The 7508-nt window shown below is 72.4% G+C and carries 7 protein-coding genes; all 7 read right to left on the bottom strand.

Annotated elements, in window-relative coordinates:
* Nucleotides 1-128 precede the first annotated feature (128 nt).
* Nucleotides 129-887 carry a BTAD domain-containing putative transcriptional regulator gene (locus tag ACFWPT_RS38000; protein WP_380487432.1) on the bottom strand — a complete coding sequence of 253 codons (759 nt, stop codon included), beginning with the start codon at nucleotides 885-887 and terminating at the stop codon, nucleotides 129-131.
* A 136-nt stretch (nucleotides 888-1023) separates the two neighbouring features.
* Nucleotides 1024-1314, bottom strand: a complete 291-nt coding sequence (locus ACFWPT_RS37995) for a helix-turn-helix transcriptional regulator (RefSeq protein WP_107453059.1) — start codon at nucleotides 1312-1314, stop codon at nucleotides 1024-1026.
* 258 nt (nucleotides 1315-1572) lie between these two features.
* Complete coding sequence (locus tag ACFWPT_RS37990; protein WP_380487430.1) at nucleotides 1573-3798, bottom strand: MMPL family transporter; 2226 nt, start codon at nucleotides 3796-3798, stop codon at nucleotides 1573-1575.
* Nucleotides 3799-3952: 154 nt separating this feature from the next.
* A complete protein-coding gene (locus ACFWPT_RS37985; protein ID WP_371518148.1) occupies nucleotides 3953-4552 on the bottom strand; it encodes a 4'-phosphopantetheinyl transferase superfamily protein in 600 nt (199 codons plus the stop codon).
* Between the two features lie 179 nt (nucleotides 4553-4731).
* Nucleotides 4732-5892 carry an acyl-CoA dehydrogenase family protein gene (locus tag ACFWPT_RS37980; RefSeq protein WP_380378840.1) on the bottom strand — a complete coding sequence of 387 codons (1161 nt, stop codon included), beginning with the start codon at nucleotides 5890-5892 and terminating at the stop codon, nucleotides 4732-4734.
* Nucleotides 5889-6620 carry a hypothetical protein gene (locus ACFWPT_RS37975; protein ID WP_380487427.1) on the bottom strand — a complete coding sequence of 244 codons (732 nt, stop codon included), beginning with the start codon at nucleotides 6618-6620 and terminating at the stop codon, nucleotides 5889-5891. The genes ACFWPT_RS37980 and ACFWPT_RS37975 overlap by 4 nt, the downstream gene beginning before the upstream one ends.
* The gene (locus ACFWPT_RS37970) at nucleotides 6617-7507 is read right to left on the bottom strand and encodes a hypothetical protein (RefSeq protein ID WP_380487425.1); all 891 of its coding nucleotides are present in this window, start codon (nucleotides 7505-7507) and stop codon (nucleotides 6617-6619) included. The genes ACFWPT_RS37975 and ACFWPT_RS37970 overlap by 4 nt, the downstream gene beginning before the upstream one ends.
* Between the last annotated feature and the right edge of the window lies 1 nt (nucleotide 7508).

Below are 7508 nucleotides of genomic sequence, written 5' to 3'. Positions count from 1 at the left end.
TGCGCGGGTCCTGAACGCCGGGCGGGCCGGCCCCGCACTCCGGGCCCGGCGGTCCCGGGGCCGTCGGCGGCTCCCCCGCCGGGGCGCCGCCGGCGTGCCGGGGCGAACTGCCCTCGCCCCGACGGGACTTACAGCGAGGGATCCTGCATCAGGATCGCCTGGTAGAGGTGGTGGAGACGACGACTCGGCTTGAGCCCCAACTCGTCGTCGAGCCACTTCCGGGTGCGGTGGAAGATGTCGACGGCCTCCGACTGCCGGCCGCACCGGTAGAGGGCGATCATCAACTGCTCGCTGAACCGCTCGCGTTCCGGGTACTGGGCGAGCAACTGCTTCAGCTCGGCCACCACCGTCCCCGCCTCGCCCGCTTGCAGCTGGGCCGAGATCAGGTCCTCCCGCGCGGTCTTGCGCTGCTCGTCCAGACGCAGCGCTACGGCACGGCACCAGGGCCCGTCGCTCGTGTCGAGCAGGGCCGGTCCGCGCCACATCCCGAGCGACTTGCGGAGCGTGTCCATCGCTTCGTACGGCCGGTTGCTGACCAGCCCCGCGCCTTTCTCCGCCGTCCGCAGGAACCGGTACGCGTCGACCGCGTCCTCCGAGACGTTGAGCATGTAACCGTTGTCAACCGTGCGGATGAGTTCCTGGTCCGGCCCCTCCAGACCAAGTTCCGCCAACGATTTGCGCATGCGTTTGACATTGGCCTGCAAGGCGTTGCGCGCGTTCTTGAGCGGCGCTTCCCCCCACAGCTCGTCGATCAGTTCGTCGAACGCGACCACCTGACCGGCGTTGAGCGCCAGCATGGTGAGCATCACGCGATTCTTCTTCGCCCGTAGACCTACGGTGCGCTGACCGTCGCCGATCAATAGTGGGCCTAATATGGAGATGTACACCAAATTCCCCGTCCCTAGCGGTGAACTCCAGCCACAAGCTTTTCTCCTGTGACCTCGGCCCGGCCACCGTCAACAGTGGTCGACGTGTTTGGGGTGGCCTGACAAAGGGGAAAAGCCTGGGTATCATTCGCGCTGGTCAAGTATCGGACACGCCTGGGTCGTCCGGCCATGTACCTTCGTACATGAGTTGATGAACCTGCGCCACCAACCCCACCTGAAGCCGCGACTCCACTCCCAGTTTCGCCAGGATGTTGGCGACATGCGCCTTCACCGTGCGCTCCGTGACGTGCAGTCGGGCGGCGATGCCGCGGTTGGAGTGTCCGGCACCGATCAGGTCGAAGACCTGCCGTTCCCGTCCGGACAACGTCCCGACCCGGGTGAGTTCGTTGCGCCAGCGCGCCGAGGCGAGGCTGCCGTCACTGTGCATGGCCACCCCCCTGACCGCCCCCTGCTTCCCCGTGGCGCGTCCACCGGCAGTTGCGCCCCCCCGTCACCGGGAAGGTCGTTCACGTGCCGACGAACGCGCATGCGATTCTACAACTCCCGTAACAAACCACCACGGGACAGTCGGCGTCAAACCCCTTGTCACGACTGGTTGTGGCCAGGCGCCTGCACCAAACGCACACGAAAAGGACCGGGGAGGGGCTAAGCCCTTCCCCGGCCGTCGAGTTGGACGGGTCCCGTGTTACGGGAGGGTCGTGCGTGCCGCCGAGGCCGCCGCCGCGGCGGCCACGATGGCCGGCATCCGCGGGGTCCGGGTCGTGGTCTGGCGCGCGAGCCGCGAGGGCCAGAAGGTCTTCCAGCCGAGCAGGGTGACCACGGCCGGCAGGACGACGATCCGGATCACCGTCGCGTCGAGCAGCACCGCGCAGGCCATGCCCACCCCCATCTGCTTCATCTCGATGAAGTTCAGCGAGGCCAGCAGGGCGAACACGCAGACCATCACCACCGCGGCGCTGGTCACCACGCCGGCCGTGCGGGTGATGCCCTGCTCGACCGCCTCCTTGACGGAGAGCCCGCCGCGCGCCGCCTCCCGGATCCGGCTGACCACGAAGACGTGGTAGTCCATCGACAGGCCGAGCAGGATCACGAAGAGCATCAGCGGCAGCCAGGCCACCACCCGGCCGGTGGACTCGAAGTGCAGCAGGTCCTCCGCCCAGGTGTGCTGGAAGATCAGCGCGAGCAGGCCGAAGGAGGCCGCCGCGGACAGCACGTTGAGCACCACGGTGATCAGCGCGAGCACCACCGAGCGGAACGCGGCGGTCATCACCAGGAAGGTCAGCACCAGGGCCACTCCGAGCACCCAGGGCATCTTGTGCATGACGTTCGCCCGGTAGTCGACGTCGAACGCGACGTCGCTGCCGCCGACCGCGAACTCGGCGCCCGCGACCGTGCCGAGGGTCTGCGGGGCGAGGTCCTGGCGCAGCCGGGCCAGCGAGGCGCGGGCCTGCGGGGAGCCGCTGTCGAAGTGGGTGCCGATCGCGATGGTGGCGACCGTGCCGTCGGGGGAGGTGCGGACGACCGGCGCGGGGTTGTGCACGAAGAGGTCGTCCTGCGAGGCGCGTTCGACCAGCGACTCCACCGCGGTGCCCAACTGCGCCGTCCGGTCGGCCGGGACCTTCACCGCGACGGTGTGGGTGTCGGCCTGGCTCGGGAAGGAGTGGGTCAGCCGCTCGTTGGCCTGCATCGCCGGGATCGACCGGGGCAGGTCGTCGATCCCGGTGGCCTTGAGCTTCAGGCCGAGGGCGGGCAGCGCGAGGACGAGCAGCGCGCCGACCGAGACCACCAGTGCGATCACCGGGTGGCGCAGGGCGGGCTTGAGCATGGTCGACCACAGCCGCGGCTTGACCCCGCCCTTCTGGGTGAGCCGCCACACCAGCGGGACCCGCGGCGCGTCCAGGTAGCGGCCGAACCGGGACAGCATGGCCGGCAGCACGGTCAGCGAGGAGGTGATCGCGATGGCGACCACCAGCACCGCGCCGGTGGCCATCGACTCGAAGGCGATGTGCCCGGCGAGGTAGAGCGCCCCCATCGAGATCATGACGACCACGCCGGACACCAGCACCGAGTGCCCGGAGGTGGCGGCCGCGATCTCGATGGCGTCGATGTTGTTGGCGCCCAACGCCCGCTCCTCGCGCTGGCGCTTGAGGTAGAACAGCGAGTAGTCGACCCCGATGGCCATGCCCATCAGCACGATGACGTGCGTCACCGGCCCCGGATCGGGCACCAGTTGGGAGGCCACCCCCCACAGGCCGAGCCCGGCGAGCACCGAGGACAGGCCGAGGACGACCGGGACGCTCGCGGCGACGATCGCGCCGAACACGAAGACCATCACGAGCAGCGTCACCGGCAGGCTCAGCACGGTCGCCTTGCCGAGGTCCTTGCTCAGCATCTCGTTGAGCCCGGCCTTGATCGAGCCGGCGCCGACGAGTTCCATCCGCAGCTCGGTGTGCGACGAGTGGGTCCTCGCCACGGTGTCGATGAGCGGCTGCACCCGGTCGGCGGAGGTCTCCGGATCGCCGTCGAGGGTCACCGGGACGAGCAGGGCCGAGCCGTCCGGCGCGGGCACCGGGGCGTCGATCGAGCTGATGCCGGGGAGGGCCTTCAGGTCGCGGGTGGCGTCCGAGGCCGCGGACTGCGCCTGGACGGGGTCGAGCCGGCCGCCGCCCCACGGGGTGATGAGGACGTTCTCCACCGCGCGCTCCTGGAGGCCGCCGCTGCGGGCGATCGCGGCCGCCCGGCCGGACTGGCCGATGGCGAGGTCGGAGGTGGTGGCCTGCCGGGTGCCCGTGACGCCGCCGACCACGAGGGCCGCCACGACGAACGCCACCCAGAGCGCGATCGCCCACCAGGGGTGGACGGCGCTCCACCGAGCGGCCCTGGTGATCACGTTCCTGCCTTCCACGATCACGTTCCCCTCCTCAAAAGAAATGCCCGGATCAAGACACGGGCCTGACTTGTGAGTCCGGCCGGTGCGGTGCGGCGTTCGCCTGCATCACTGAATCTAGTGACGCTTCGACGCATGATCACGGGTACAACTTCGACGATTGGAGGGGGAGTTTCTTCTACTTGACAGCCGACCCGAGAGGGCTGCCGCCGGATTCCCCGGGCGGAATTTGATACCACATCCGCCGGGACACGTTAAAGGGCCCGTCGCCGATCAGTGCGACGGACCCCGCGTATTCCTCGGGCAGCGGCAGGTCGGTGACTCTCCACGGCCCGGGCAACGGACCGGAGCGTGCGTACACGGTGGCTTCCGGTCCGTCGTGGGCGACCGGGATCCCCATGCCCTGGGTGAGTCTGGCGCCCGAGGCCTTCACGCACGCCTCCTTCCTGGTCCACAGCCGGGTGAAGGCGTCGGGCCCGCCCCGGGCCACCAGCTCCCGTTCGTCCGGGGGGAAGAAGCGACCGGCCAGCCGGGCGGTGTCCAGCTCGGCGCGGGCCAGCTCGACATCCACGCCGACCGGCCGTGATGCCAGGGCGAGCAGGGCGATCTCGCCCGAGTGGGACAGGTTGAAGTGCAGGCCCGGCGCGTCCTCGACGGCCGGCTTCCCCCACGGGCCGCGGCTGAAGCGCAGCCCGGCCGGGGGGCGGCCGAGGCGCTCGCCGAGGACGATCCGGGTGGCGGCGTGCGCGAGCACGAAGCGGCGCCGCAGCCCGGGCAACTGTCCGCTCCGGGCGCGCGCCCGCTCCTGCTCGTCGAGCAGTTCCTCCAGGTGCGGCGGGTACCCGTCCGGGGCGCCCTGGGCGGCTTCGCCGTCCGGGCGGTCCGGGTGCTCGCCACCGGTCAGCGGAATCTGCCAGATCTCGACCGTATCCCGACCGACCGGTTGTTCTGTCCCGTTCAGAACCGGCCCACCTTTCCGGTGTGCAGCCCCTGGAACAGATTCAGCTTCTGGATGTTCCGTGTCCCCTCCATGAACTCCACGCCCCGTGCGTCCCGGGCGAGTTTGTCGAGGAGCGGGTGGTCCAGCCGGGCGCCGGGCCCGAAGAAACCCAGCGCGCGCATCGTGACGTCCTCGGCGAGTTCGCAGGCGCGGGCCTTCGCCGCCGAGGAGAGGTGCCCGGCGGCCGGCTTGCGGTCCACCGCGAGGGCCGCCCGGTAGGTCAACCGGCGGGCCGCGTCGATCCGCTGGCCGAGCGACTCGAACAGCTCGCGCTCCGCGCCGCGCAGTTCCCGGCGGTTCTCGGCGACGTAGTCGTGGGCGGCCCGGGCGATACCGAGGGCGATCGCGGCCACACTCGGGCGGAGCTGGTTGAAGACCGAGACGATGCTCCACATCCCCCGCCGGGTCGGCGGCAGGTGGGCGCCGAGCACCCGTTCGGCCGGCACGTGCACCCCGTCGAGGGTGATCCGGGTCAGCTGGACGCCGCGCAGGCCGAGGGTGGGCAGCGGCTCCGCCCGGAAGCCGGGGTCGGCGGTGTCCACCAGGACGGCCAGCACGCCGAGCCGCTCGGTGCCCGCGACCCGCGCGAACACGGCGCCCAGGTCGGCCCGGGCGGCGTTGCCGACGTAGCGCTTCTCGCCGTCCAGGACGTACGAGCCGTCGCCCACCGGGGTCAGCGTGGTGGTCATCTCGCCGATGGCCGAGCCGCGGTCGGGCTCGGTGAGGCCGAAGCAGGTCCAGCGGGGGCGTTCGGCGAGCCGGCCGTACACCCAGTCCTTCTGGGCCTGGCTGCCGAGCACACTCAGCAGCACCCCGCACATCGAGGCGCCGGGCGCGCCCAGCATCATCCCGGCGTCGCCGCGCGCCAGTTCCTCGCTCACCAGGACCCGTTCCAGGGTCGCCAGGCCGTGCGCGGGGCCGGCACCGGCCTCGGCGGACGCCCGGTCCCACTCCGGCGGCACCTGGTGGCCGGCCAGGAAGCGCACGGCGGGCAGGTCCAGGAAGCGGTGGACGGCCTCCGGGTCCCGGTCGAGGTCGAGCGCGCCCGCCCGCAGGTCTTCGGCCCACCGCCGCACGTGCCGGTGCGTGGTTTCCAGCGGGCCGGGCAGGCTGATCACACGTTCCCCTTCCGGGAGTCGACGTTCTGTGCCGTGTCCCCGACCGGCCCCGGCCAGCCGCAGTACACGTCGGCGAGGAGCTCGGAGGCGTACGCCGCCCGGCCCGGCCCCTCGGCGGTGAAACCGTACGCCCCGAGCAGCCGCAGCAGTGCGCGGTCGGCCTGGGTGATCTGGGCCTGGAGGCGGGCGAGGGCCGGGCCGTCCAGCGGCCGGGCGGGGGCCGGCGGGGAGTCGTCCGGCCCCTCGGTGAGGTCGTCGAGGACGCCCTCGATCTCCAGGTGGTCGATCAGCACGTCGGCGAGCGCGCCCTTGACCAGCTGTTGCAGCAGCAGCGAGGAACCCTCGACCTGGCGGCCCGCGAGGTAGGCCAGGCAGGCCTCCCGCAGCCGCTCGGACGCGCCGAGCCGCAGCCAGGCGAGGCCGGTGCCCCAGTCGTGGGCGTCGGGGCCGGCGGGCGCCCGGGTGGCGTCGGCGGGGCTCAGGACGGCCAGACCGGGCACCGGGTCCAGGCCCCCATTCCCGTCCTCGTCCCCGTCCTCGTCGTCGCCGAACTCGGCGTACTCGCCGAGGAGTTCGCGCGGGACCACGGCGTGCCCGCGCGGGCCGCGCGGTGCCACCCCGGGGGACAGCGCGCGGGAGAGCAGGGTCAGTGCGGGGACGAGGCCGTCGTTGCGCGCGCTCGTCCGGGCCTCCTGCCAGTGCTCGCGCACCTCGGCCGGAACCGTCATCGGACCCCCAACTCCCCCGTGTCGAGTGTGCAGTAGGCCAGGAAGCCGCGCTCCCGGTCGTAGTCGGCCACCACCACCGGGCGGTCCCGGTCGGCGGCGGCGAGCAGGGCGGCCCAGCCGCCGGTGGCGGGCTGTCCGGCCGCCACCTTGGTCCACGGACCGCCGTGTGCCGGAAGTTCAGCACAGCCGTCGGACAGGCCGGAGCCGGTGACCAGCGCGGCCGAGGCGTCCCAGCCGGCGAACAGCCCCGGCTCCGGGAGGCCCTGGGCCGCACCGCCCAGCGGCGCGTCGCCGCCGTCCCAGTGGATCAGCAGCGCGACCGCGGCGTCCGTGTGGACGGCGCTCTGCCCCGTCGCGGGCAGCGGGAACGGCTGGGTGCCCTGGTCCACGACCAGCAGCAGCAGCCGCGACCAGCCGCACCGCCGGGCGTACTCCACGGCGACCCGCAGCGCGCTGAACGGCGCCAGGACGCCCTGGTCGGACAGGGCGAAGGAGAGCGGCTCGCCCGGCAGCCGCCCCTTCACGCAGGAGGCGACCAGCTCGGCGTGGTCGAAGTCCGGCGCGGAGTAGGCGACCACCACCACCTCGGGGCACTCCTCGGGGGTCAGCGGGCCCAGCGCGTCGAGCGCGCCGTGGGCCAGCTCCACCGAGGTGCGCCGCCCCGAGGCGGCGAACTGCTCGCGGTCGAAGTCCGCGCCGTAGAGCGCCCCGAGCTCGCGGTAGAAGTCCTCCCGCGCGGCCTCCGGCCGGTACGGCGCGCCAGGCCCCGGCGGGGTGTGGGCGCCGGCCCGGATCAGCCGCGGCAGGACCGCCGCCGGGGCCGGGCCGGGCGTGCCGTCCGCGCGGGCCGGGGCCGGACGCCGTACGGGCGCAGTCGCGCGGAACATG

The organism is Kitasatospora sp. NPDC058478 (assembly GCF_042720345.1).
In the GTDB taxonomy this organism is placed as follows: domain Bacteria; phylum Actinomycetota; class Actinomycetes; order Streptomycetales; family Streptomycetaceae; genus Kitasatospora.
Note: the sequence above shows the minus strand (reverse complement) of the source record. Positions and strands in the feature narration are given on the sequence as shown.